The 23,106-nt window shown below is 66.6% G+C and carries 22 protein-coding genes; 5 read left to right on the top strand and 17 right to left on the bottom strand.

Features of this window, described 5'->3' with window-relative positions:
• Positions 1-6: 6 nt before the first annotated feature.
• From LZC94_42440 to LZC94_42515, 16 genes are all read right to left on the bottom strand, one after another.
• Positions 7-429 carry a nuclear transport factor 2 family protein gene (locus LZC94_42440; protein WXB14472.1) on the bottom strand — a complete coding sequence of 141 codons (423 nt, stop codon included), beginning with the start codon at positions 427-429 and terminating at the stop codon, positions 7-9.
• A 10-nt stretch (positions 430-439) separates the two neighbouring features.
• A complete protein-coding gene (locus tag LZC94_42445; protein WXB14473.1) occupies positions 440-1,381 on the bottom strand; it encodes an MBL fold metallo-hydrolase in 942 nt (313 codons plus the stop codon).
• A 2-nt stretch (positions 1,382-1,383) separates the two neighbouring features.
• Positions 1,384-2,631, bottom strand: coding sequence for a beta-ketoacyl-ACP synthase II (gene fabF / locus LZC94_42450; protein WXB14474.1), 1,248 nt, complete (start codon positions 2,629-2,631; stop codon positions 1,384-1,386).
• Positions 2,632-2,644: 13 nt separating this feature from the next.
• The gene (acpP, locus tag LZC94_42455) at positions 2,645-2,899 is read right to left on the bottom strand and encodes an acyl carrier protein (protein WXB14475.1); all 255 of its coding nucleotides are present in this window, start codon (positions 2,897-2,899) and stop codon (positions 2,645-2,647) included.
• 31 nt (positions 2,900-2,930) lie between these two features.
• Positions 2,931-4,364, bottom strand: a complete 1,434-nt coding sequence (locus tag LZC94_42460) for a thiolase family protein (GenBank protein ID WXB14476.1) — start codon at positions 4,362-4,364, stop codon at positions 2,931-2,933.
• A 7-nt stretch (positions 4,365-4,371) separates the two neighbouring features.
• Positions 4,372-4,971 carry a hypothetical protein gene (locus tag LZC94_42465; protein WXB14477.1) on the bottom strand — a complete coding sequence of 200 codons (600 nt, stop codon included), beginning with the start codon at positions 4,969-4,971 and terminating at the stop codon, positions 4,372-4,374.
• 161 nt (positions 4,972-5,132) lie between these two features.
• The gene (locus LZC94_42470; GenBank protein WXB14478.1) at positions 5,133-6,368 is read right to left on the bottom strand and encodes a hypothetical protein; all 1,236 of its coding nucleotides are present in this window, start codon (positions 6,366-6,368) and stop codon (positions 5,133-5,135) included.
• Positions 6,365-7,075 (bottom strand): phenylacetate-CoA oxygenase subunit PaaI, encoded by a 711-nt coding sequence (locus tag LZC94_42475; GenBank protein WXB14479.1) that lies wholly within the window; start codon positions 7,073-7,075, stop codon positions 6,365-6,367. The genes LZC94_42470 and LZC94_42475 overlap by 4 nt, the downstream gene beginning before the upstream one ends.
• A 173-nt stretch (positions 7,076-7,248) precedes the next feature.
• Positions 7,249-7,620 (bottom strand): hypothetical protein, encoded by a 372-nt coding sequence (locus tag LZC94_42480; protein WXB14480.1) that lies wholly within the window; start codon positions 7,618-7,620, stop codon positions 7,249-7,251.
• A gap of 428 nt (positions 7,621-8,048) precedes the next feature.
• Positions 8,049-9,098 carry a DUF4340 domain-containing protein gene (locus LZC94_42485; GenBank protein ID WXB14481.1) on the bottom strand — a complete coding sequence of 350 codons (1,050 nt, stop codon included), beginning with the start codon at positions 9,096-9,098 and terminating at the stop codon, positions 8,049-8,051.
• Between the two features lie 20 nt (positions 9,099-9,118).
• Positions 9,119-10,957 (bottom strand): GldG family protein, encoded by a 1,839-nt coding sequence (locus LZC94_42490; GenBank protein ID WXB14482.1) that lies wholly within the window; start codon positions 10,955-10,957, stop codon positions 9,119-9,121.
• Between the two features lie 26 nt (positions 10,958-10,983).
• The gene (locus tag LZC94_42495) at positions 10,984-11,949 is read right to left on the bottom strand and encodes an ABC transporter permease subunit (protein WXB14483.1); all 966 of its coding nucleotides are present in this window, start codon (positions 11,947-11,949) and stop codon (positions 10,984-10,986) included.
• Positions 11,946-13,067 carry an ATP-binding cassette domain-containing protein gene (locus LZC94_42500; GenBank protein ID WXB14484.1) on the bottom strand — a complete coding sequence of 374 codons (1,122 nt, stop codon included), beginning with the start codon at positions 13,065-13,067 and terminating at the stop codon, positions 11,946-11,948. Before LZC94_42500 ends, LZC94_42495 begins: the two co-directional genes overlap by 4 nt.
• 529 nt (positions 13,068-13,596) lie before the next feature.
• Positions 13,597-14,667: a YiiG family protein gene (locus tag LZC94_42505; protein ID WXB14485.1), complete on the bottom strand. Its 1,071-nt coding sequence runs from the start codon at positions 14,665-14,667 to the stop codon at positions 13,597-13,599.
• Positions 14,668-14,825: 158 nt separating this feature from the next.
• Positions 14,826-15,449 (bottom strand): nitroreductase, encoded by a 624-nt coding sequence (locus LZC94_42510; GenBank protein WXB14486.1) that lies wholly within the window; start codon positions 15,447-15,449, stop codon positions 14,826-14,828.
• Between the two features lie 67 nt (positions 15,450-15,516).
• Positions 15,517-17,499 (bottom strand): ABC transporter substrate-binding protein, encoded by a 1,983-nt coding sequence (locus LZC94_42515; protein WXB14487.1) that lies wholly within the window; start codon positions 17,497-17,499, stop codon positions 15,517-15,519.
• 49 nt (positions 17,500-17,548) lie between these two features.
• On the opposite strand from LZC94_42515, the gene sdhA reads away from it, so the two are divergent.
• From sdhA to LZC94_42540, 5 genes are read left to right on the top strand one after another with little or no spacing between them, the layout of a single operon-like run.
• Entirely contained in the window at positions 17,549-19,588 is a 2,040-nt protein-coding gene (sdhA, locus tag LZC94_42520) for a succinate dehydrogenase flavoprotein subunit (GenBank protein WXB14488.1), read from the top strand.
• Positions 19,589-19,637: 49 nt separating this feature from the next.
• On the top strand, positions 19,638-20,435 hold the full coding sequence (sdhB, locus tag LZC94_42525; GenBank protein ID WXB14489.1) for a succinate dehydrogenase iron-sulfur subunit: 798 nt from the start codon (positions 19,638-19,640) through the stop codon (positions 20,433-20,435).
• A 21-nt stretch (positions 20,436-20,456) separates the two neighbouring features.
• Positions 20,457-20,942 (top strand): hypothetical protein, encoded by a 486-nt coding sequence (locus LZC94_42530; protein WXB14490.1) that lies wholly within the window; start codon positions 20,457-20,459, stop codon positions 20,940-20,942.
• Entirely contained in the window at positions 20,939-21,181 is a 243-nt protein-coding gene (locus LZC94_42535; GenBank protein ID WXB14491.1) for a hypothetical protein, read from the top strand. The genes LZC94_42530 and LZC94_42535 overlap by 4 nt, the downstream gene beginning before the upstream one ends.
• A gap of 2 nt (positions 21,182-21,183) precedes the next feature.
• Positions 21,184-22,017: a hypothetical protein gene (locus LZC94_42540; protein WXB14492.1), complete on the top strand. Its 834-nt coding sequence runs from the start codon at positions 21,184-21,186 to the stop codon at positions 22,015-22,017.
• Positions 22,018-22,077: 60 nt separating this feature from the next.
• On the opposite strand, the gene LZC94_42545 is transcribed toward LZC94_42540, so the two are convergent.
• Positions 22,078-23,091 carry a hypothetical protein gene (locus LZC94_42545; protein WXB14493.1) on the bottom strand — a complete coding sequence of 338 codons (1,014 nt, stop codon included), beginning with the start codon at positions 23,089-23,091 and terminating at the stop codon, positions 22,078-22,080.
• Between the last annotated feature and the right edge of the window lie 15 nt (positions 23,092-23,106).

Below are 23,106 nucleotides of genomic sequence, written 5' to 3' on the forward strand. Positions count from 1 at the left end.
TGACGGTCAAGCGCTACGTGGCCCGTGGTAGGCGCTGGCGATCACGATCCTTCCGCGTGCATCCACTTCGTGTACTTCGACCACCAGCCGCTTCTCGATGCCAATATAGTGAAGCGCATGACTGCGCACGCCACCGAAGGCTTGGATCGGGGTGAAGTGCAGATCGGGATAGGCCCGCAGCCCGGCCTCGAAAAGCTGCCGTAGCAACGCGATGCCTTTGACGGAGCCGCTGGGGTCGAAGCCCAATGCCTTCACGGCGTTGGACGTGAACACGACATCCTCGGCGTAGTGCGCGAGAATGCCCTCCAGATCGTGACGGTTCCAAGCATCGAGCCACGATCGCCACGCGGACAGCAGCTGTTCTGTTTCGCCTGTTTTGCCGGTTTCGCCGAGTTGACCCGTTTGACTCGCTTCGAGAGGGTGCGCCATGGGAGTGCCTTCACGCGTGGAGCGTGCTGGTGAGGGTGCCGTCTTCATGCGCGCACAAGACGCGCCGGGTGAGCAGATCGTCGAGGAGGCCGTCGAGCAGCGCGATCGCGCCATCGTCGGGGAAGAAGCGCGCGGCTTGCTCGCGAAACCAGGGCGAGCGTGCGCACCGCGCCACGAAGTCGCGCCGCATCACGCGCTCCTCGACGAGGACGTGCATGACGATGAAGGCCTTGAGCGACGTGGTGGCCCAACGGTCGCGCCGCGAGCGTAAAAAGCGGATGGTCTCGATGGTGCGATCGATGCCCTCGCGCACGGCCTCGCGCCCCACGATGGGGGGACCGTGGCCGGGGATCGCGATGTCGACGTCGAGCGTCTTCAGCCCCGTGAGCGATCGCTCGTGGCGCGCAAGGCCCGCCACGCCTTCCACGAGGGGAACGACATTGCTGAAGCCTGCTTGCCAGAGCAGATCGCCGCAGATCAGCAGCTTGTGGCGCGGTGCGTAGAAGCTCACCTCGCCCGCGGAGTGACCCGAGCCATCGACCACCGTGAACTCCACCCCGCCAAAGGCGAGCGTCTCCCCCGGGCGAACGGTGCGCGACGGTTGAAAAGCCGGGCAGCGGAGGTCGGCCCAGTCCCGCATCAAGGTCACGGGGTCGCCGCTCTCCACGAGCATGCCGTCGATCTCGCTGGTCACGATGTCGCAGCCCGATCGCTCCTGCAGGTACGCATTGCCGCCCGTGTGATCGGGGTGCACGTGCGTGTTGACGATCAGCGCGAGGTCGCCGAGGGTGCGCCCGGTGCGCTCGAGGATGGTGCGCTCGAGGGCCGGTGCACCGGTGTAGTAGCCGGTGTCGAACAGCACGAACGACGTGTCGTCGTGGACGAGGATGCTGTTGCTATGGAGCACGCCCCGCTGCAGAAACGTGATGTTCGAGGGCAGCTCCGCGTTCACGTTCACCCCTCGAAGGCCGCAAATAGCAAGGTGGCATTGTGGCCGCCGAAGCCGAAGGAGTTGGACAGCGCGACGCGCACCTTGCGGTCGCGGCCCTCGTTGGCCACGTAGTCGAGATCGCACTCGGGATCGGGGGTGCGCAGGTTGATCGTCGGGTGCACCTTGCTGCGCGCGATCGTCTGAATGCACACGATGGCCTCCACGGCGCCCGCCGCCCCGAGGAGGTGCCCGATCATCGACTTGGTGGAGGAGATCCAGAGCTTGCGCGAGGTGGCGTGCTCCTTGAACACGGCCTTGAGGGCGTTCGTCTCCATGCGGTCGCCCAGCGGGGTCGCGGTGCCGTGCGCGTTGACGTAGTCGACCTCCTCCGGGTGGATCTTGGCGCGGGCGATCGCGGCCTGCATCGCGCGCTTGGCGCCGTCGCCGCTCTGCTCGGGCGCGGTGACGTGGTGCGCGTCGTCGGTGAGGCCGTAGCCGCGGAGCTCGGCGAGGATGGTCGCGCCGCGCTTGCGGGCGTGCTCCAGCTCCTCGAGCACCAGGATGCCGGCGCCCTCGCCCATGACGAAGCCGTCGCGTTCGCGATCGAAGGGGCGGCTGGCCTCCTCGGGGCGGTCGTTGCGCGTGCTGAGGGCGTTGGCCGCGCAGAATCCGGCGACCAGGAGCGGGGTGGTTCCGGCCTCGGAGCCGCCCGCCAGCATGACGTCGGCGTCGCCGCGCGCGATCACGTGCCCGGCCTCGCCAATGGCGTGGGTGCCGGTGGCGCAGGCCGTGGAGACATGCACATTGGGGCCCTTCAGGCCGTAGCGGATGGCCAGGTGGCCGGGCGCCAAGTTGCCGAGGAACATCGGGATCAGGTACGGGCTGACAGCCCGCGGGCCGCGCGCGAGCAAGGTGCGCTGCTGCGCCTCGATGACCTGCAAGCCGCCCACCCCCGTGCCGATGACGGCGCCCGCGCGCTCGCGATCCACGGCGTCGAGCGAAAGGCCGCTGTCGGCGATGGCCATGTCGGCCGCCGCGATCGCAAAGTGGACGAAGGTGTCCATGTGCTTGGCGGCCTTGCGCGAGGGCACGTACTGGGAAATATCGAACCCGCGCACCTCTCCCGCGATTTGCGAGAGATGATCCTTGGGGTCGAAGTGGGTGATGGGGCCGATGCCCGATTGCCCCTCGAGCAGCCTCGTAAAGGTGGTGTCGGCGTCGTTTCCGAGGGGGGACACACAGCCGAGACCCGTTACGACCACGCGGCGCATGGGATCGCGCGCCTCAGGCCGAGTCTCGAAGCGAGGCCGCCGTGCGGGACTCGACGTACTCGATCGCGCTCCGCGCCGTGCGGATCTGGCGCGCGTCCTCGGGCGAGATGCGGATCTTGAATGTCTGCTCGAAGGCGATGACGAGCTCGGAGAGGTCGAGCGAATCGACGCCCAAGTCCTGCACGAACGACGCATCGAGCGCGAGCTCGTCCGCGCTCACCGCCAGGTGCTCGGCGATGATTTCCTTCACACGATCCGCTGTCGACATTCGCATCCTCCAACGCAAAAAGACCTACGACCTACGAAACCTCGACCAACCCCGCCGCGCCGATCCCCCCGCCCACGCACATCGCCACCACACCCCTGCCCCCGCCGCGCCGGCGCAGCTCCCGCACCGCGTGGCCCACGAGGCGCGCGCCGGTCATCCCAAAGGGGTGCCCCAAGCCGATCGCCCCGCCATTGACATTCACCCGCGCCTCGTCCAAGCCGAGGGTGCGGATGCAGTAGAGGATCTGCGCGGCGAACACCTCGTTGATCTCGAACAGGTCGATCTCGTGCAAGGCCATGCGGTGCGCGGCGAGCAGCTTGGCGATCGCGCGCACCGCGCCCTCGGCCATGAGCTCGGGCGCGCAGCCCACCGTCGCGTAGCCCTTGAACCATCCGAGGACGTCGAGCTTCTCGCGCTCGGCGACGTCCGGGGTCGCCAGGAGCATGCACGATGCGCCGTCGGCGCCCGGCGCGGCGTTGCCCGCGGTCACCGAGCCGCCCGGGCGAAACGCGGGGTCGAGGCCCGCGAGCACCTCGACGGTGGTGTCGGGGCGGTTGCACTCGTCGCGATCGACGAGAACCGGCGCGACCGCTACGCCGGTGGCGTGGTGGGCATTCGCCGCATCGGCGGCGCCCGCAGCGCCGAAACTCGCCGCGCCTGCGCCCCCAGCGCCGAAACTCGCCGCGCCCGTCGCACCCGCAGCGCCTGCGCCCGTCGCGCCGAAACTCGCCGCGCCCGTCGCACCCGCAGCGCCTGCACCCGCAGCGCCGAAACTCGCCGCGCCCGCGCCCGCTGCGTTCCACCCGTCATGTTCGACCGGCACGGTCGCCGTGAGCGGCACGATCTCGTCGCGCATGAGCCCGCGCTCCTGCGCGGCGGCGATGCGCATCTGGCTTTGCCACGCGTAGCGGTCTTGCTCGGCGCGCGTAATTTTTCCATGGTGGGCGATCACCTCGGCGGTCTCGCCCATGGAGCGAAACGCCCGCTTCCAGAAGGGAACCGTGGGGACGCCATAGCTCATCTTCAGGTACGTCTGCGGCGAGCGCGCGTAGATGGCCGGGTTGAGCACGTGGGTGGCGTTGACCGACTTCATGGTCATCGAGATCGACTCGGCCCCGCCGGCCACGAGCATCGTCGCCTGACCGCTGGCGATGCGCCCCGCCGCGTGGGCCACCGCATCGAGGCCCGACGCGCAGTACCGGCTGATGGTCAGCCCCGCCGTGTCCTGATGGAGCCGCGAGAGCACGGCCGCGTTGCGCCCGAGGTTCATCCCCTGGGGACCTTCCGGAAAGGCGCAGCCGATCACGCAGTCGTCGATCCACTCCAGCGCCACCCGCGGGTTGCGGGCGAGGAGCGCATCGATGCAGTGTGCAGCCATATCGTCGGGGCGCGTCGCGCGCAGGTGCCCTTGAAAGGCGCGCCCGATCCCCGTCCTGACGCTGTCGACGATGGCCGCGCGCATCATGGTCCGCTCATTCCGGAGCCACGAGCCCCAGCCCCGAGAGCTCGTCGCGAACCGCCTGCACGAAGCCCCCGCGCGACCTGCCCGTGCCGAGCAACGCCAGCGCCGCAGACCACGCGCGGCGCACCGCGGCCTGCGCCTCCGCGCGGCCATCCTCCGACGCGCACATCGCGCGCAAAAGACGGAGCCCGTGCGCCGCATGGCGCTCCACCCGCGGCGTGGCAAAGTTCGCCATGGCCGCCGTAGCCGGGTGCCCGCTCGTGGCGAGCTCCCGCAGCACGAAGGTCACGGCGCGCTCGAAGAGGGCCGAGAACACGGCGCGCTCCGTCCAGTTGGCGGTGGTCGCCAGGGTGCCCACTCCATCGAGCCCGCGCTCGGTGAGCGGACGCTCCGTGAGGTTGCCGAGGTCGACGCCCAGCCCGCGCAAGGTCTCGGTCGCCGCGATGTAGTGCGCCATCTGCTCGCCGCCGTGAACGCAGCAGATCATCTTCTCGTCCGCGTCCTTGGTCATCGGGTAGAAGGCCTTCGCGTAGCGGTCGGCGCAAATGCTGGACGCCGCCGCATAGGCCGCGAGCCGCCGCGGATCGACGGTTTGCGTAATCGTATCCATGGATCCTTCCGTGCTCTCCTCGCTAAACCTGCGCTGCTCCTGCACCGAACCTGCGCCACATCGCGCAAGCGGTGCTGCGCTCATACGCCCCTGCGCTCGTACGCCCCTGCGCTCATACGCCCCTGCGCTCGTACACAGGCACGCTCACACTCCGCCCGCGCTCACGTCCCGCCGGCGAGCAGCGGAAGGGCGACGCGCTTGCCCGCCGGGCGGCCGGCCTCGTGCGAAGCCGCCGTCAGACGACCGAGGTCCTGCCCCGCTGCCGTGCTGCGCGTGTCGTAAGGCGCCCAGCAGAATTGCTTCCAGTAGCTCTCGCTGATCTCGATCCACGTCTTCAAGCTCTCGCCGCTCTCGCGGAAGCGCTCGAGGCTCACGAGGATCCAGCTGAGGACCGCCTGGCTGTCGCGGCAGTCTTCGCAGTGGCCCGAGGTGCAGCAAAAATTGACGGTGTTGCAGTCGGCCGCCCACGCGTTGAAGCGCGGGAGGACCGGGTTGCCGTTGGCGAGCCGCGCGGCGTGGGACGGATGGTCGACGCTGAGGCTCGGGCATACGTCGTAGCCGAAGGTGCCCCAATGAGACTCGCCGGTGACGATGGTGCGAATGACGTACGGCACCGTGAGCAAGGTGTTCGGATAGAGCTCCTTCACCCGAAGCGCCTCGTCCACCAGGCGCGGCGCGTTCTGCATGCGCAGCGGCTCGTCGCGGTGGTACTTGCTGTAAAAGTTGAGGCTCACCCGGTTCCCGTTCTCGTGGATGCGGCGAACCGTGGGCTCGATGTGGTCGATGCCATCTTCGGTGATGGCGAACACGAAGCAGGCGCGCCGATCGCCTTCGTAGTTGCGAAGCGCCGTGTCGAAGAGGCCCGTAAAGCGCTTGCCGCCGGGCTTGATCGCGCGCAGCTTGTCGTCGAGCTCACCGCCGCCGAAGAGCGAAATTTGCACCGCCACGTTCTCGAAGCCCTCCACCGGGAGGGGCTTCAAGCCGTTGGTGGAGATGGTCACGTAGTCCATCACCGAGATGAAGGCCGCGATGCGATCGGGGATGAGCGCCGGCTCGCCGCCGATGATGATGGCGTAGTTGACCCCGCGCGCCCGCTCCTTCTCCGCGAAGGCGCGGATGCCCTCGATGGACTTGAGCTCGGTGGTGGTTTTGTCGAAGTCGTACTCGAAGAACCAACAGCCTTCACATCGGATGTTGCAGGCGTTGGTGAGCAAGTACTCCGACGAGCGCACCTGGCGCGAGAGCGTCGTGACCTTTCGGAAGCGATCCAAGTAGCCGACGTCGCCGCCGAGCAGCTCGAGAATGGCCTTGTCCGCCGTGGTAAAGCGCCGCGGCGAGGCCTCGCTCATGCGGATGACCCCGGGCCCGTTGGGGCCGATGACCGGACCGTGGCTCATAAGAACCGTCGATTCTCGTGGTTGTCGGGCACCTCGAGGCCGAGCTGCCGGAGCTTGGGCGCCGTCGCCTCGATGAAGCGGTCGCGCGCTTGCTCGTTCGTGTACTTTCGCAGCCGCCATTTGACATAGAGCTGCGAGCGCTTCGATCCGCTGCGGCCGAAGACGTCGAGAGCCACGGGCCACCAGCGGCGGAGCGCGGTCTGGGCCTGCGCCTTGCCCTCCGGCGTTTGGCACAAGCCGCGGATGATGCGCAGGCCGTGCGCCACGTGCACCCGCTCCTCGCGGATGACCCCCGGACACATCTCCGCGATGGGTTTGTAGCTGCTCTCGGACATCTCCAAAAGAATGTCGAAGACGGCCGCTTCGCCGAGGAGCGAGAAGAAGCCGCGCTCGGGCCAGCTGTCGATGCGCTTGACGGCCTCGGTGGCGTAGAGGCTTCGATCTTGGAGCGGAACGTCCATCATGAAGGCGGCGTCGTGCCCGATGTCGGAGAGCACCTTCGCGCCCTTGCGGTAATGGTCGACCTCCTCGCCACCTCGCTCGCAACAGACCTTCTTCTCGAAGGGGTCTTGCGTCATCGGATAAAAGAGCTCGAGGTAGTCGTCGGCGCCCGAGAGCTCGCCCTCGGTGTGCGCCATCATCTGGTGGACCACGAGCTCTTTGTATTCGTCGGGCATCCGGTGAAACTGCTCCGGGCCTTCGACCATCCGTGCAGGGTCCGACTGCACACGTTCGGCTAGAACTTTATCGTGCATCGCTCTCGTTCGCGCGCGTTCGCGCTCGTTCAGTGTGAAGTGCCGGTTCGGCTTTCACCTTGCGATTTAGAACGCTCGTGTCAACGCAGCCGGCGGAGGTGGCGCGCCGATTGAGAGACAGTCTCTCAGGCGGCAGACCGTTTTCTGTTCCGCCGAATTCGCGCGGCCAGATCGCGTACGGAGAGCCTCTCGGCGACGATCTGGTTCGCCAGGCGCAAACGCGCTTCCCGGCCGCGCACCAACGCCAGCATCTCGAAGTGCGACCATGTCACCACGAGCCCGCGCGCATCGCGCAACGCCAGGACCGCTTCGAATTCGTCGGCCGTGAACACCTCGGTGACGCGCGCACATCGACGGAGGGCGCTCGGATGCATGCCAAAGATGCGACCCAATCCCTCGAACGCATCGAAGGGAATGTCCTCCATCGCATCATAACGAACGCGATGTAGAAACTGCCCCAGCTCGTAGCGGCCTCGCAGCTCGTCGACGGCACACACCGTCAAGCGCTCGACGAATGGGGCCGCGAGCGCGGGCAAACAGGAGCGGGTCAGCTCCCGCTCGAACCAATCGTCCTTCGACGCGCTCCGCGAATCGTCCTTCGACGTGTCCCGCGATCCATCTCGCGGTCCATCCTCAATTCTCTCTTCACCTACCTGACGTTCTCGCCGCTTTCGCGTTTCGTTTCCCAAGGCGCACCACTCCCAAAGCGATTCGAACGCGTGGTGCAAACCACATCTCGAATCGATTCATCCCCGTGAGCCCCTCCCTGGGCAACGCAAGCGTTGCGACGGGACCAATAAGTCCACTTGCGCCAACTCCGTCAAGCGGCTGACGCCCACAAAACGATTCGCGCCGGGCCTCCCCGAGACCCGGCGCGTCGATTCGTTCGGCTGCGCTTTTGCGCGTGTTGTCTTATGTACTCGCCTTACTTGGCCTGCTTGGAATCTTTCGGCGCGCCTGCATCGACGGGCTGCTGGAACTTCGAGATATCGGACGTGATCCACTCGGAGGCCGCGCTGGGGAGGACATAAACGGTATCACTCCCGTCCTTGGACGCGTAGCGCTCGGAGCCCGTGGAGGTCTTGCCCACCTTGAGCACGTACTTGCCCGCGTTGTCCTTGAGGGTGATGGTGACCGTCGCCTGCGGCTTATCGAGACCGGTCACATCGGGGCCCTTGCCGTCACCGAAGTCGTCCGCGTTGAGCGCCTTGAAGATGCGCAGCGCGTCCTTCACCTTCTCCTCGTCGAAGCGCGCGATGGCTTGGCCGTTCCACGTGCCCGCCCACTTGTCACCTTTAGCGTCTCCTCCCTTGGTGAACGAGAGGGTGCCCGCGGTCTTCTTGGGCGCCCCCGCGTCGGCGGTCGATCCGGCGGAGAGCTCGTTCGTCTTCTCGACCACGAACGAGATGACGTTGGCGTCGTCGAACTTGAGGATCTCCGTGTCGCGCCAGCCCTTCACCTCGCGCGCGTACAGGTAGCTCGAGTAGCCGCTGGCCGAGTAGACGGCCGGCTTGTCGCCGACCATCACCATTTGCCCGCGGCCGCCCGACTTGCCGAAGACGTCGTCGACCTTCTTGTCCGCGCCCTTGTACGCGACCACGTGGACCGCGTGGGCCGGATCGAGCTGGTACGACTTCTTGATGTCCTCGGAGGCGTTGGCCTCGATGACGTCGGTCGTCTTCAGCTCCTTCAGGTTGTCCAGGAGCGACTTGACGTTCGCCTGGTTCGCGGGGAACGCGACGGGCTTGGTCAGCTCCCACTTGTCCCCCTTCTTCTCGAGCACCACCTCGCCCTTGTCGGCGTTGGTGATGACGACCTTGTCCAAGTCGTCGCTGCCCTTGATGTCGGGCAGCTCGGACGACTTCTCCTTGCTCACGGCGCCGAGCGACTGATCCTTCTGCGACTGCGCGTACACCGCGTAGCCCAGCACGGCCAGGACGGCCACGCCGATTCCGATCTTCTGCGTTCCGGTCATTTTCCGACGAACTCCTACACTCAGGCCAAGGACACGTTTTCACGCGCGGCGAGGCGCGAACGCCAGCGGTACACGCCATAGAGGGAGAAGAGCAGCGGGATGCCCAGGATGAGCAGCCACTGCACCTTGTTCTGCGTCGTCTTGCGCGCGGCCTTCATCTCCTCGTCGCGCTTCTTGAGCTGTTCTTCGGTCTCGTTCTCGAAGTCGATGTTCGGCTTCGATACCTCGCCGTAGACCAGGGGAGCCTCGTTGAGGATCTTCGCCGACACCGCCAGTAGCTCGCTGTCGCCACCGAGCCAGTCGAGGGTGTTCTTGAACGAGAGGATCGTCTGCGTGATGGCCTGCTGCGCGTACGGCTGCGCGAGCTGCTGCAGCTGCTCGTCGCCGCCCATCTGCGGCATCATCATGCCCATCTGGCCCATGTCCGGCGCGTTGCCGGCGCGGGCGAAGGGGTTGGCCAAGAACTGCGAGGAGGCCAGGATGAAGAGGCGGGCCGGCTTGGCGCTCTTCTCGGGGGTCTCGATGCCCTGCTTGTCGCCGCTGGGGAACGCCGTCTTCAAGGTCCCCTCGACCGAGGCCGCGATCGCGTACTGCGCGAGGGCGCCCTTCTTGCGCAAGGTGGCCCAGTTCTGGAACGGCTTCAGGTCCACGCTGTCGCCGCCCACCGCGTTGGCGTTCGGCGAGGAGCGGGCGATGGCGCGCACGGTGGCGTCGGGCTGCTTGTCGGCGTGGAGCACCAGCGGCGAGGCGAAGGGCACGGCGAGATCCGTCATGCGGAAGAACGCCGGGAACGACGCGTCGAGCAGGGCCTCGTCGCCGGTGAAGCGTGGATCGTCTTGCACGGTGAGCAGCTGCGGGAAGCGCTTGGCCGCGATGCCGCCCTGGGTGAGCATGTTCACGGTGAAGGCGCGGCCGAAGTCGAGCACCACTTCCTTCTTCAGCTCGATGCCGTAGCCCTCGAGCAGCTTCTCGAGGCCGTGGGTCGCGAGGGTCGCGTTCATCGACGCGTCGTTCGCCTTCACGTTGACGGCGGAGGCGAAGATGGCGAGCGACTTGCCCTTGAGCAAGAACTCGTCGATGCGGCGGAGCTCCTTCTCGGAGAGATCCTTGCCCGGCTGCGTGATGACCAGGCCATCGAGCGACTCGTCGATCGCGTTGTCGCCGTTCTTCAGGTCGACGTCTTGGAACGAGTAGAAGGGGAAGTTCTTGACGAGGATGTCCTGCATCGACGGCTTGCCCAGCTGCGCGGGCACCAGGTTCGCCTCGGTGAGCTTCATCTCGTCGTGGCCCGTGAGGACGCCGACCTTGTGCTTGATGTCGTCGGCCTTGTCGCGGATTTCGCGGATCTTGTTGGTGATCCAGAACTCGAGGCCGCTGGTGTTGCTCGGGTCGAGGTACGGCAGGGTGTCCTTCTCCGAGCCGTACTTGAGGACGAGGCCCATGAAGCCCATGGTGACCGCGGCCTTCTCCTCGGTGGCGCTGGCCTCGCCGAAGGGGGTCTCGCGGAGGCCGGCCTCTTTGGCCGCCTTCTTCTGCTCTTCGTCCTTGGCCTCGATGATCGTGTAGTCGAACTTGCCGCCGCTCGCGTCCTTGTACTCCTGGAGCAGGTCGCGGAGATCGCGCACGAAGGCGTCGAGCTTGGGCAGACCCTTGGTGACATAGAAGTCCACCTTCATGGTCTGCTTCATGTCGTGGACGAGGTTCGCGCTGCCCTTGGACAGCTTGAAGCGCTCGGCCTTGGTGAGGTCGAAGCGCTTGTAGACTCCGAGCGCGGAGAGGGCATTCAGGGCGACGAGGATGCCCGCGATGACCAGGAGCAGGACGCCGCTCTCGGCGGCCGCACGTGCTTTGCGTTCCATGATGTCAGATCATTTCCGGTTGAAAATCAGGACCACTTGCGGCTTTCCAAGGACCGGAACGCCACGAGCAAGCAGATAACGCCAATCGACACGAAGTAGATGATGGCCCGTGTGTCGAGCAGACCCCGCGCGAACGGCGCGAAACGCGATTGGAAGCTGACGAAGGCGATGACGTCGCCCAGCGCGCCCGGGAGCGTCTCGACCACCAGGCCGAGCGCCTGCATGACGACCAAGAGGAACGCCGTCAGGAAGAACGCGATGATCTGGCTCTCGGTGAGCGCCGAGAAGAGCATGCCCACGGCCACGCCGGCGCCCGAGAAGAGGAGCAGCCCGAGGTAGCCGGTCCACACCGGACCCCAGTCGAGCGATCCGAGGCGCCACGGCCACACGAACATGGCCACCGGGTAGATGAAGGTGGTGAGCAGCAGGATCAGGCACATGAACACCGCGGCGAAGTACTTGCCGAGGATCACTTCGCTGTCGCGCACGGGGAGCGTGATGAGGAGCTCCAAGGTGCCCGAGCGCTTCTCGTCGGCGATCGCGCGCATGGTGGTGAGCGGGATGACCAGCACCGCCAGCATCCACGGCAAGAACTCGAACAGGCGCGTCATGGAGGCGCGGTCGACTTGCCAGAAGCCGCCTGCCTGCACGAGGAAGAAGTAAATCCCGAGCGCCAAGGTGCTCCCGCCGATGACCACGTAGGCGGTCAGCGAGTCGAAGTACGACTTGGTCTCGCGGCGGGCGATGGTGAGGGTGTTGCGCAAGATGCTGAGGCCCGGGCCTTCGGCGGCCACGGCGGAGGCGGCGTCGGCTTGCAACGCCGGACGGACCGAGGCCGGCGCCAAAACGCTCGCCTTGGTGGGCTCGTCCTTGTCTTCGTCGTCCTCGTCGCGGGCGGCGGCCTTGGCCCTCGGAGCATCGTCCGAGTCGTCGGCTGCAGCGGGGGCCGGCTTGGTGTCCTTCTCTTCTCGCTCGTTTTCCAAAGTGCTCATCGCTTGCTGCCCTTCTTCGGCGCCTCTTCGTCCTCGTCCTCGTCTTCTTCCTCGTCCTCTTCGTCCTCTTCCTCCTCCTCTTCGGCTTCTTCTTCTTCGGCCGCCGAGGTCCCGAGGGTGCGGTTGCGGCGTGCGTCGCCCACCGTCAGGTTGCGGAAGACGTCCTCCAAGGTCTGCGTGTCGCGGTGCAGCTCGAGGATGACCCACCCCTTGTCCGCGATGAGGCGGAACAACTCGGGGCGCAGATCGAGCTCTTGCTCGCTCGACAGCTCGAACGAGTGCGCGCGATCGTCGGTGGGCAGCTCCACCACCCGCGTAACGCCTTTGATCTTCGCCAGCGCGCTCTCCACCTCCGACTTGCGGGGCGGGGCGCCGGTGCCGCGGTACGGGTCCTTGCCCGCCGACTCTTGCACCGAAACGACGTAACGAACCTTGCCGCTCTTGGCGCGGATCTCGTCGAGCGGGCCGTCGGCCACGATGCGGCCGCGCGAGACGATGATGGCCCGCGCACACGCGGCCTCGACCTCGGACAGGTTGTGGGTCGAGAGCAGAACGGTGCGCTCCTCGCCGATGCGCTTCAAGTAATCGAGGAACTCCGCCTTCTCGTTGGGGTCGAGATCGCTCGTGGGCTCGTCCAAGATGAGGATGGGCGGGTCGTGGATGAGGGCTTGCGCCAGGCCGACGCGCTGCCGGTAGCCGTGCGACAGATAGCGGATCTCTTTCCCCAACACCTTGGCGAGGCCGCACACCTCGACCACCCGGCGCGCGCGCTCCTTGAAGCCCGCCTTGTCGAGCTGGCGCAGGTCCGACGCGAAGCGCAGGTATTCGAGCACGCTCATTTCGAGGTAGAGCGGCGCGCGCTGCGGGAGGTATCCCAAGCTCCGCCGCACCTCGAGGGGGTTTTCGAAGACGTCGAACCCGCGGATCCGCGCGCTCCCATCGGTGGGGGCGATGAAGCAGGTGAGGATGCGCATCGTCGTGGATTTGCCCGCTCCGTTGGGCCCGAGAAATCCGACGACCTCCCCTTTTCGAACTTCGAAATTGATCTTATCGACCGCACGGAACGTCCCGAAGCGTTTGCTCAGGTCGTTCGCGTAAATCATCACATCGGTTGCCATCGTGGTTTGCTCGTTCGCTTTTTTGCCGGGGTAGCGGGTCAGTCACTAGAAGCGCGGAACGCTGGGAAAACTAGGAAAGACCGGGGGAGGGACGAAAGAACAGTCGGAAAGAGCAGCGAGAAGGCGGGATTGCTGGCGCCCTTTGGCTTTCGGAGTGAAAGGCGCAAAGGGCATGAATTTGCGAGAAAATGCCCTATGGCGCCCCCGCGCGGCGCATCCTACTGACCGGGGGAGACCTGTCAACTGCTCGGATCGGGTCATCTCAGGCGCCGACGACGACATGGCTGCGGGCGCTAGAACCGCCGGGACGCGAGATCATTCCGCGCGCCGACGCAGATCCTGCGGCGGGGGGATGCGGGGCGGGGCGCTCCTACCGTGGGCGCGCTGTACGGGCGATGCACCGCTTGGACGATGCTCGGCGCTCGGGGACGGTCGCGGTTCGCAGCGCGAACGGCGTGGGGCGCGGCTTCGGCGCCCTTACCCCCAAACCCTCCCCCTGGGGGGAGGGGGGCAAATCGGCTCTGCTCCGTTATGGGCGGCGGTGGATCGAGTTGGAGCGGCTTACGAGGCTGTTGTAGGCCTTGACGAGCTTTCCGGGGGAGCCTTCAACCATCCATTCGCTCGAGCCTCCGAGGTGCATCTTTTCACCGGAGGAGTAAGGCACCTTGTCGCGGACGCGGCGCATGAGCTCTTTGGCCGCCACGAGGAAGCTCTTCGCTTCGCTGGCCAGCGCCGTGATCATCATGAACTTGTCGGCTTCGTCCTTGTGCGCGCCAATGTAGTTGTTCAACTCGTTCACGGCCTTCTCGTACTCGTCGATTTTGGCCGTGAGCTTCGGCAGATCGACTTTGTCGAGCGGGTGCGAGTCACCCAATTTGACGACGTCTTCGGCCACGAGCATCGTGTACGATCGCCAATACGCGAGCTTCTTTCCCTCGGTCTTTTCCAGCTTGGCGAGGGTGCGCTCTTTCACTTGGCGATTGAGCGTATCGACTTGTGCCCGCAGCGCCTTGTCGGCTTTGTCGAAGCCTTCGAACGCGGACACCAGCTGCGGGTGCAGGGCGCGGCCCTTGGCCATCTTGTCGTCTTTGTAATTCTTTTGATCGTAATAATCGTTGGCGTCCTTCAGCACCGGAAAGCCGCTGGTCACCGCCGCGGCGTACGCGGTCCCCGCCGCCTCCAGCTCGGGGATGGAAGGCTTCATCGTTTTGGCCTTCTCGATCCCCGCCGCGCACTTGGCCGGATCGCTGATGGTGTAGAGCCCATAAATGACCCGCTCCTTGCCGGTGGGGCCCTTCTCCGGATCGGCCCACGAGAAGTAGCGCTGGCCCGAGTCGTGGAATCGATCGGAGATCGAGTTGATGCAATCGATGTAGGCGTTCAGCTTCTCGCCGATGGCCTCCTCCTCGGAGACCTCTTCGGCCGCGGACGCGCTGCTCGCCTCGGTCTCCTCCCCGCCGGCCGCTCCGGCGTCCCCCTTGGCCGCGGTCGCCGCAGCCTTCCCGAGGGCTCTCACGATGCGCTTGCACCCGGTCATGGCCGGGAGCGCTACGAGCAAGGAAGCGAGTGTCAGAACGAGCAGAGGTTTACGCGTATCCAAATGGGCCTCTCCTTTCGGAAGTGGGGCGCTCGCAGGTCGCGAAGACGCCGCGGGTCGAAGTCGAGCTTCAGCCAAATGGATTTATGATGACGTACTTGGAACGCGAAAGAAAGGCCCCGACCGCCTGAAAATGCGCAAATAACGCCTGCGAAATACGCTCAAAGCTCGAAGGGGAGGATGGTCTTTTCGTCCAGGACGGCGGCGACGGCTTTGAGATCGATGTCGGGTCGCTCCTCGCTGTCGAGCGGGCGCGCGGGGCGGCCTACGTTGACCCAGCCAAGGAGGCGCTCGTTTGGCGCCATGGCGAGCAAGGAGCGCAGATCCGCGCCGTCGCTATAGGGCGAGGTCTTCCAGATGGCGCCGAGGCCCAACGTGTGCGCCGTGAGGAGGATCGCGTAGCCCGTGCACGAGGCCGCAGCGACCTGCTCCCACTCGGGGATGTTCGCGCTGGCGCGGGGCGATGCGATCAAGGCAATCAAGGTCGGGGCGACGAAAGCTTTTCGCTTCACTTTCTCGAGCACGGCCGGCGAAAGGTCCGAGCGCTGCTCGGCCGCGGCTGCGGCGAGCGCATCACCGAAGCGATCGCGCCCGTTGCCGCGCACGACCACGAAACGATACGGACGAAGCTGCCCATGGTCCGGCACGCTCACGGCGGCGCGCAGCAGGGTGGTGAGCTGCTCGGGGCTCGGCCCTGGCTCGGTGAGCGCGGAGACACTCCGTCGGGTCAAAATGATGTGACGGACAAGGTCCTTTGGGTCGTTGGAGTCGCGCGTACCGATCATGATGTGCGTCATAGAAAGTGGAGCACTGAACGCGAAGTTCAAGACTGAACAAAGTCGCTCGGCGACTTTAATGCAGCTCGACGACTTTGACGGTCCGCTTCACCGTATGTTCACTCGAACCCGCGGCCTCGCCGCCGCTCGAGAAGCCCGACTCCTCGCTGGTCCAGAGCGGTGCGCGCGCACCCTCGAGCGCTTTTCGCGCCGTTTCGCGGCGCGCGGTGACATCGTCGGCGCGGCTCGTCGCGTCCGTTGGCAAACTGACGACAGCTCGGCGCGCGAGCACCGCCGCGTCGCGTGACAGCGCAGTGAACCACGTGGGCTTCGCGCTGAAGCTGATCATGAACCGTTGGATGTCCGGGTCGATGGCGCCGCCAGCATGCACGGCACCCGATGGTCCCGCATCGTGGGACGATGTGCCACGATTTTCGGCCCCGCGGCGCGTGGGAGCTGCCTCCTGGCGCACGGGAAGCGATCCCGCCGCCGCGCTCAACACTTTCGCCGCCGCGGCGCGCTCGTACGCGCCGATGCCCTCGAGGGTGAGCGCCACGAGCGCACCGCGAAGCTCGCCCACCTCGTGAAGCACGTCGCGCGCGCACGGCTCGGGGCCCGCCACCAGCCATGTGCGAACCCCTGCTTTTTCCCATGCGGGGAGCGGAAATCGAGGACCGCTCGCCGCGGGCGCGCCGAGCTCGCACGGCGCGGGCTGAAAGAAGGCGAGCTTGGGACGCGTCGGCACCACGCGCGCGACATCGACGACCGTGGTCACGTCGGTGACCAGCGCGACCTTGGTTTCGCGGCGCGCGAGGAGCGCATCGCTCAGCACCTCGATCGAGGACGACGGAGGCTCGCCCACGACGAAGCCGAATCGCCCGGGGTACGCGCTGCGCGGGGCCGCCAAGGTGATGACGGGCACGCCGTTCGTCTCCGCCCATCGCAACGCACGGTCCGCCGAATCCGGATCGAAGCCGGCGAGGATCACCGCCGCGCCATCGCTCGCCAGATCGTCGAGGACCAACTCGATGCGATCGGCGCGGCCGCCATCGTCGCGGGTCACCAGGATCGACTTGTCGCCGGAGTCCTTCGCGGCGCGCGGCAAATCGAGGGCCCACGCGGCCCCGCGGGCGGCGTCGGCGGCGCTGTCGCGCAGGGACGACGAACCGGTCGGCAGCACGAGCCCGATGGTTCGCCCGCTCACGGCGCGCGTGCTTCGATTGCGCGTGGCCAGCTCGCTCACCAGCACGCCCGCGTCGCTCGCCAGCACGGGGGCGCCGGCGTCGGGATCCGTGAGCCACTGCGCGAGCCGCGCGTCGCCCGTCTCCACCGCGTAGCCCGCGAGCTGCGACGCCACGAAGCGCTGCATTTCGACGCTGTAGCCGCCGGCGCCGGGCCCGCGCGCGGCCGTCGCCCGCATCGCGCGAAGGGACGCTTCGAGCACCTGGGGGGACATGGTCGCGAGCGCCTCGGGGATCTTGCGGCGGGCCTCCTCGCGCTCCTCTTCGTCGCCGTGGCGGAGCCACGAGTCCATGTAGGCGATGGCCTCGTAATCGCGGTGCGCCGCGACCGCATCGAGGGTGATTTCCTCTTGAAAGAGCTCCAGCGCGTGCCGGTCGACCATTTTCCCGGCGAGCGGCGCCAGGAGCTCCAGGGCCTCCTTGGCGCGCCCGGTCAGCCGAAGGAGCCGGGCCCGGGCCACCGTCGAAAAATCGCGGGTGGCGCCCATGGGGATGGTCTCGAGAAAATCGAGCTGCGCCTTGGCCTCGGAGAAATCGCCATCGCTGAGCAGGATGAAGGTCAGGTAGGTGCGGGCCAGCGGTGTGGCCCCGTCGTTGGGGTACTTGGCCAGAAACTGCCGGATGCGGACGCGCAGCGCTTCCCGATCGCGGCCTTCGAGATCTCCCCACATCCGGCGAATCTCGTTCATCTCGAGGGCCGCGTTGGGTGTATTGGAGAGCAAAGGAACGGGCCTTCGCCACCTTCCCGCCCCTCCGCAGGCGGCCAAGACGGCGAGCGCGAGAACGAGCCCGGTGGAAAGCGCACGCAGCCTCAGCATCGATCGCTATCCATTTACTCGAAATTGGCTCTATGTAAGGCACAACTCTATGGCAACGAAGAGCATCCTCAAGAGTGAATCGAACAAAGTGCGGCGGGTCATCGTCGTCGGGGGCGGTCTGGCCGGCCTGATGACGGTCATCAAGCTGTGCGAAGCGGGCGTCCCCGTCGACCTTTTCTCGCTGGTGCCCGTCAAGCGCTCCCACTCGGTGTGCGCCCAGGGCGGCATCAACGCCAGCGTGAACACCAAGGGTGAAGGCGACTCGCCCCAGGTTCACTTGGAGGAGACGGTCTACGGCGGCGACTTCCTCGCCAACCAGCCCCCCGTCAAGGGCATGGCCGAGGCCGCGCCCGGCATCGTCTTCATGCTCGATCGCATGGGCGTTCCGTTCAACCGCACGCCCGAGGGCCTGCTCGACTTCCGCCGCTTCGGAGGCACCCTCTTCCACCGCACCGCCTTCGCCGGCGCCACCACCGGCCAGCAGCTCCTCTACGCGCTCGACGAGCAGGTCCGCCGCTTCGAGACCATCGACGTGGAGGACGAGCGCGGCGTGGTCGTGCGCGGCGAGAAGATGGTGCGCAAGTTCGAGTGGTACGACTTCCTCTCGGTGGTGCTCGACGATGCGGGCATCGCGCGCGGCATCATCGCGCAGGACGTGAAGACCATGCACATCGAGGCCTTCCGCGGCGACGCCGTGTGCCTCGCCACCGGCGGCCCGGGCATCGTGTTCGGCCGCTCGACCAACAGCGTGATCAACACCGGCACGGCGGCCAGCGCGGTCTACCAGCAAGGCGCCTGCTACGCGAACGGTGAGTTCATCCAGGTGCACCCCACCGCCATCCCCGGCGCCGACAAGCTGCGCCTCATCTCGGAGAGCGCGCGCGGCGAGGGCGGTCGCGTCTGGGTCCCGCGCGACCCGAACGAAAAGCGCCGCGGGCGCGACGTGCCCGAGAAGGATCGCGAGTACTTCCTCGAGGAGAAGTACCCCGGCTACGGCAACCTGGTGCCGCGCGACATCGCCAGCCGCGAGCTCTTTCTCAAGTGCTTCCACGAGAAGCGCGGCATCTTCAACGCGAACAGCAAGCGCAACGAGAACGAGGTCTACCTCGACCTGACGCACCTGCCGCGCGAGACCTTGGAGAAGAAGCTCTCCGGCATCCTCGAGATCTACGAGAAGTTCGTGGGCGAGGATCCCTACTCGAACCCGATGCGCGTCTTTCCCGCCGTGCACTACTCGATGGGCGGCCTGTGGGTCGACTTCGAGCGCTCGGCCAGCGGCTCGTTGGTGCTCGGGTCTCCGCGCAACCAAGCCACGAGCATCGAAGGTCTCTACGCGGCCGGCGAGGTCGATTACCAGTACCACGGCGCCAACCGCCTGGGCGCCAACTCGCTTTTGAGCTGCATCTACGGCGGCATGGTGGCCGGGCCGGCCCTCGCGTCGTACCGAAAGGGCCTGGCCAAGAGCTCCTTCGATCTCCCCGAAGCGGTCTTCGAGCGCGCCCGCAAGCGCGAACAAGATCGCTACGACGCCATCCTGAAGATGAGCGGCCCCGAGAACCCGTACCGTCTGCACGAGGAGCTGGGGGAGATGATGCTGCGCGACGTGACCATCGAGCGCCACAACCCCACCTTGGACGGGGTCATCGCCAAGATCGACGAGCTCGAGGAGCGCGCGCGCCGCTCGGGCGTGACCGACACCGCGGGCCACGCCAACCAAGGCGCGCCGTTCATCCGGCACCTGTTCAACATGATCGTGCTGGCGCGCGTGATGGCCATCGGCGCACGCCGCCGCGACGAGTCGCGCGGCGCGCACTTCAAGCCGGCCTTCCGCGACCGCAACGACGCCGACTGGCTCAAGACCACGTTCGCGCTCCACCGCGAGGGCGCGCCGGGCCAGAACCACGGCGTGGAGTACCCGTCCACCATCGACTATTCGATCAACGGCAAAGCGATGCAGGCGACCGGCCAGGTCGACACCAGCCTGGTAAAGCCGCGCGCGCGCAAATACGAGACGGCAGGCGCCGCGGCGGCCACCGCGACGGCGGGGGCGGCGGCGAAGGCTGGAAAGGCCGAGGAGGCCACCCGGTGAGTGAGGCGACCCAGGTGACGAGGCGACGAACGAAACGAGGAGCTCGAGCGTGACGAACGGCGTTCAGGAAAAGCAGGACACGAAATCGACGAAGCGGGTGAAGCTGCGCATCTTGCGGCAGGACGGCCCCGACCGAGCCGCCAGCAAGCGCTGGGAGGAGTTCGAGGTCACCTGGAAGCCGCAGATGAACATCATCAGCGCGCTCATGGAGATCCGCAAAGATCCCGTCACCACGGAGGGCAAGCCCACCACGCCGGTGGTCTGGGAATCGGTGTGCCTGGAGGAGGTCTGCGGCTCGTGCACCATGGTGGTGAACGGGCGCGTGCGGCAGGCGTGCACCGCGCTGGTCGACAACCTGGCCCCGGGCGGCGAGACGATCACGTTGGAGCCGATGACCAAGTTCCCGCTGGTGCGCGATCTCTTGGTCGACCGCTCGCGCATGTTCAACGACTTGAAGAAGGTCAAAGCCTGGGTCCTCCTCGATGGAACCCACGAGCTCGGGCCCGGCCCGCGCCAATCGCAAGAGACGCAAGAAGAGGCCTACCCGCTCTCGCGCTGCATGACGTGCGGCTGCTGCCTCGAAGCGTGCCCGCAGGTGAATGACTCGTCGGACTTCATCGGCCCGGCGGCCATCAATCAAGTGCGGCTCTTCAATTTGCATCCCAGCGGGAAAATGCACTCCGCCGAGCGCATCGAGGCCCTCATGGGCCCCGACGGGGTCGCCGGCTGCGGCAAGGCGCAAAATTGCGTCGAGGTCTGCCCCAAGGAAATTCCGCTGGTGGACTCGATCGCCGTCGTGTCGCGGCAGGCGACGAAGCACATGCTCTTCCGGTGGCTGCTCAAGTAGCGGGCTGATACACTTCGTGGCATGCACAACGCGGAACTCGACGAAGCCGAGTTCTTCGAAGGGCTCCACGCGAGCGGCGCGCGCGTTCTCCTCATCGGACGGCGCGCGCTGGTGGCGCTCGGCCTCCCGGTCCTGACCGCGGACTACGATTTGTGGCTCCACATCGACGACATCGAGATCGTCAATGGAGTCGCCGAGCGGCTCGAGCATTTTCCGGACGTGCCATCGGAGGAGGCGCGACGGCGTGGCCGTTACGTCCTCGAAAACGGTGACCGCGTCGACGTCATCGTGGCACCTAGCCCGACGACCCAAGACGGAGACGTCGTCCGATTCGAGGACGTTTGGGGACGGCGGCAGCACCTCGCATTTGGCACCGGCGGTGCGTTCGTGACGCTCCCGGCCATCTCCGATCTCATTCGGACCAAGCGCTGGTCGATGCGACCAAGGGATCTCATCGAGATTGACGCGCTCGAGGCGCTCGAACAGTCTAAGGTTGGAAGATCGTGAGCCGCGAAGTCCTATCGCCCGAGATCGAGAAGCTCTGGCTCGAACCCCTCGAGCCGGCCGAGTTCGATCGTCGTCTCGCGGAGTTTCGGCGCTCACGGGAAAGCGACGATTCGTGGTTCGAGCTCATTCGCTGGTTTCGGCAACGTTACCCCACGGCGAAAGAACGACTCGCCTACGTCCGAAGAAAATACGCGCAGGTCGCGCGCACGCGGGCCACCACGTCACCGTCGGATCGCTGATCGTGCCCTTCGCGAAGCTCGTTCTCCCCGTCGGCATCGTGATGCTCGCGTCATCGCCTGCCGTTGCCGCGGGCACCGTGAGCGCCCCGCCGGCGAGCGTGAGCGCGCAGGCGCAAGCCGCAGGCGGGAGCGCGCAGGCACAAGCCGCGGGCGGGAGCGCGCAGGCACAAGCCGCGGGCGGGAGCGCAAACGCAACGGATACGCCCGCGGCGGACCCCACCGCTCCCTCTTCCCCAGGCGGAGGGTTGGGGTTGGGAGGAGCCACCCCCGCAGACGCCACGGAACGCGACATCAACGAAGCCCCCCCGCCCCTGCCGCGCAAAAAAGGCGTCGTCCTCGACTCGTCCCTCGGCGCGCACGGCTTCGCCGGAGAATTCGGAAAGGTCGCGCCGCCAGGATTCTGGCTCCACACCCAGCTCGGATATGAGCTCCTCCGCTGGCTGATGCTCTTCGCCGAAGGAGACCTCTACTTCACCGACACCTCGCGCGGCCAAGACGACTCGAAGGCGCGCGCATTCCCCATCTTCGGCTTCGGCGCCGGCCCCCGCTTCACGGCGCACATCACGGAGCGCGTGGCCATCTACGCGCAAGGAAGCGCAGGCTTCGGCAAGGCCGATATCGCCACCAACGCCCTCAAGATCCTCGGCTTCCCCGACGCGGAGAAGCTCGGCTTCTACTTCGGCGGGCGAATCGGCATCGAGTACTACCAAGTCAACCGCCACCTGGCGCTCGGCCTCCGCTTCGGCATGCGCGACGCGACGAACTTCAAGAAGAGCGTCGGAAGCGATCTCCCCCTGTCCTGGGACGCCGGCGTCGCCCTCCGCTACACGTTCTGACCCGCCCCGAGCCCCGGTCATCACCGCGACGACGCCACCGTCGCCGTGACGACGCCACGATCAATCATCGTGACGAGGAATCGCCTCCAACTTGTACTTCTTCAGCAACCGATACAACTCGTAGCGCGTCCTCAACCCCAGAAGCCGCGCCGCCTTGGCCACACTCCCATGGCACGACTCGAGCGCCTCGCGCACCCGTTCGCACGTGGGGTCGACGATCGGCAAGGTCTCCGACCGCGGCCCAGTGGGAAACGAGCGCGGCTCCGGACTGTGCGCGATGGTGTCGTCGACGCTCTCCGAGATGGCCGCCCATAAAATGCGCTCGATGTGCGGCATCGAATGCGCGATGGCACCGCGGAGCAAGCTCGCGACCAGACCGCCATCGATGCGCACCTCGCCCCGCTCCGTGATGAAGCGCGAAAGAAAATTCGGATTGGTCCGCGCCAGATCGCGCAGCACGTGACGCATCACCAGCGGCACGTCCTCACGCCGGCTCTGAAGGTCATCGGCCATGGGCGCAGCATGCGCTGCCACAGGAGCCGCAGTTTCCACGGAAGCCGCTGGCGCCGCCGGGGCGGTGCGATCCGCCCGCGACGCGGCCTCGCGCAAATCCCAGGCCGCGGGGCTCTCCCCCACGATGCCGAAGCGATCGATTTCGCCGAAGCGCGGCATGTCCGAAAAGGAAAACTCCGTGAGCTTGCGGAACACGCGCGGACGGTTCACCACGAAGAAGAGCACATTGCTCGGAAGGAGCACCGCGTCGCCCGCCTCGACGCGCACACGATCGGTGCGCTCGCCATTGACGAGCATCGGGCAGCGACCGATCCGCTCGATCTCGAGCCCTTCGCCCGACGGCCGCAGGCGGAGCTGCTGCCGTGAGATACCATCGCCCTCGAGCGGCGGACGAAGCGCGATCGACCCCGGCCTCTGTCGCACGAACATGAGATCGTCGCGGCCGCGGCCGAAGGTGACGTCTTTGGCTCCCTCGGGGACGAAGGCGACCTCGCCGACCCGGTGCGGCTCCACCGCGGACCACGCGAGAACGAGGGCGGGCGATGCGGACAGCGACCCCACGCCCTCATTCTAATG

Source organism: Sorangiineae bacterium MSr11954, assembly GCA_037157815.1.
GTDB lineage: Bacteria > Myxococcota_A > Polyangia > Polyangiales > Polyangiaceae > Pendulispora > Pendulispora albinea.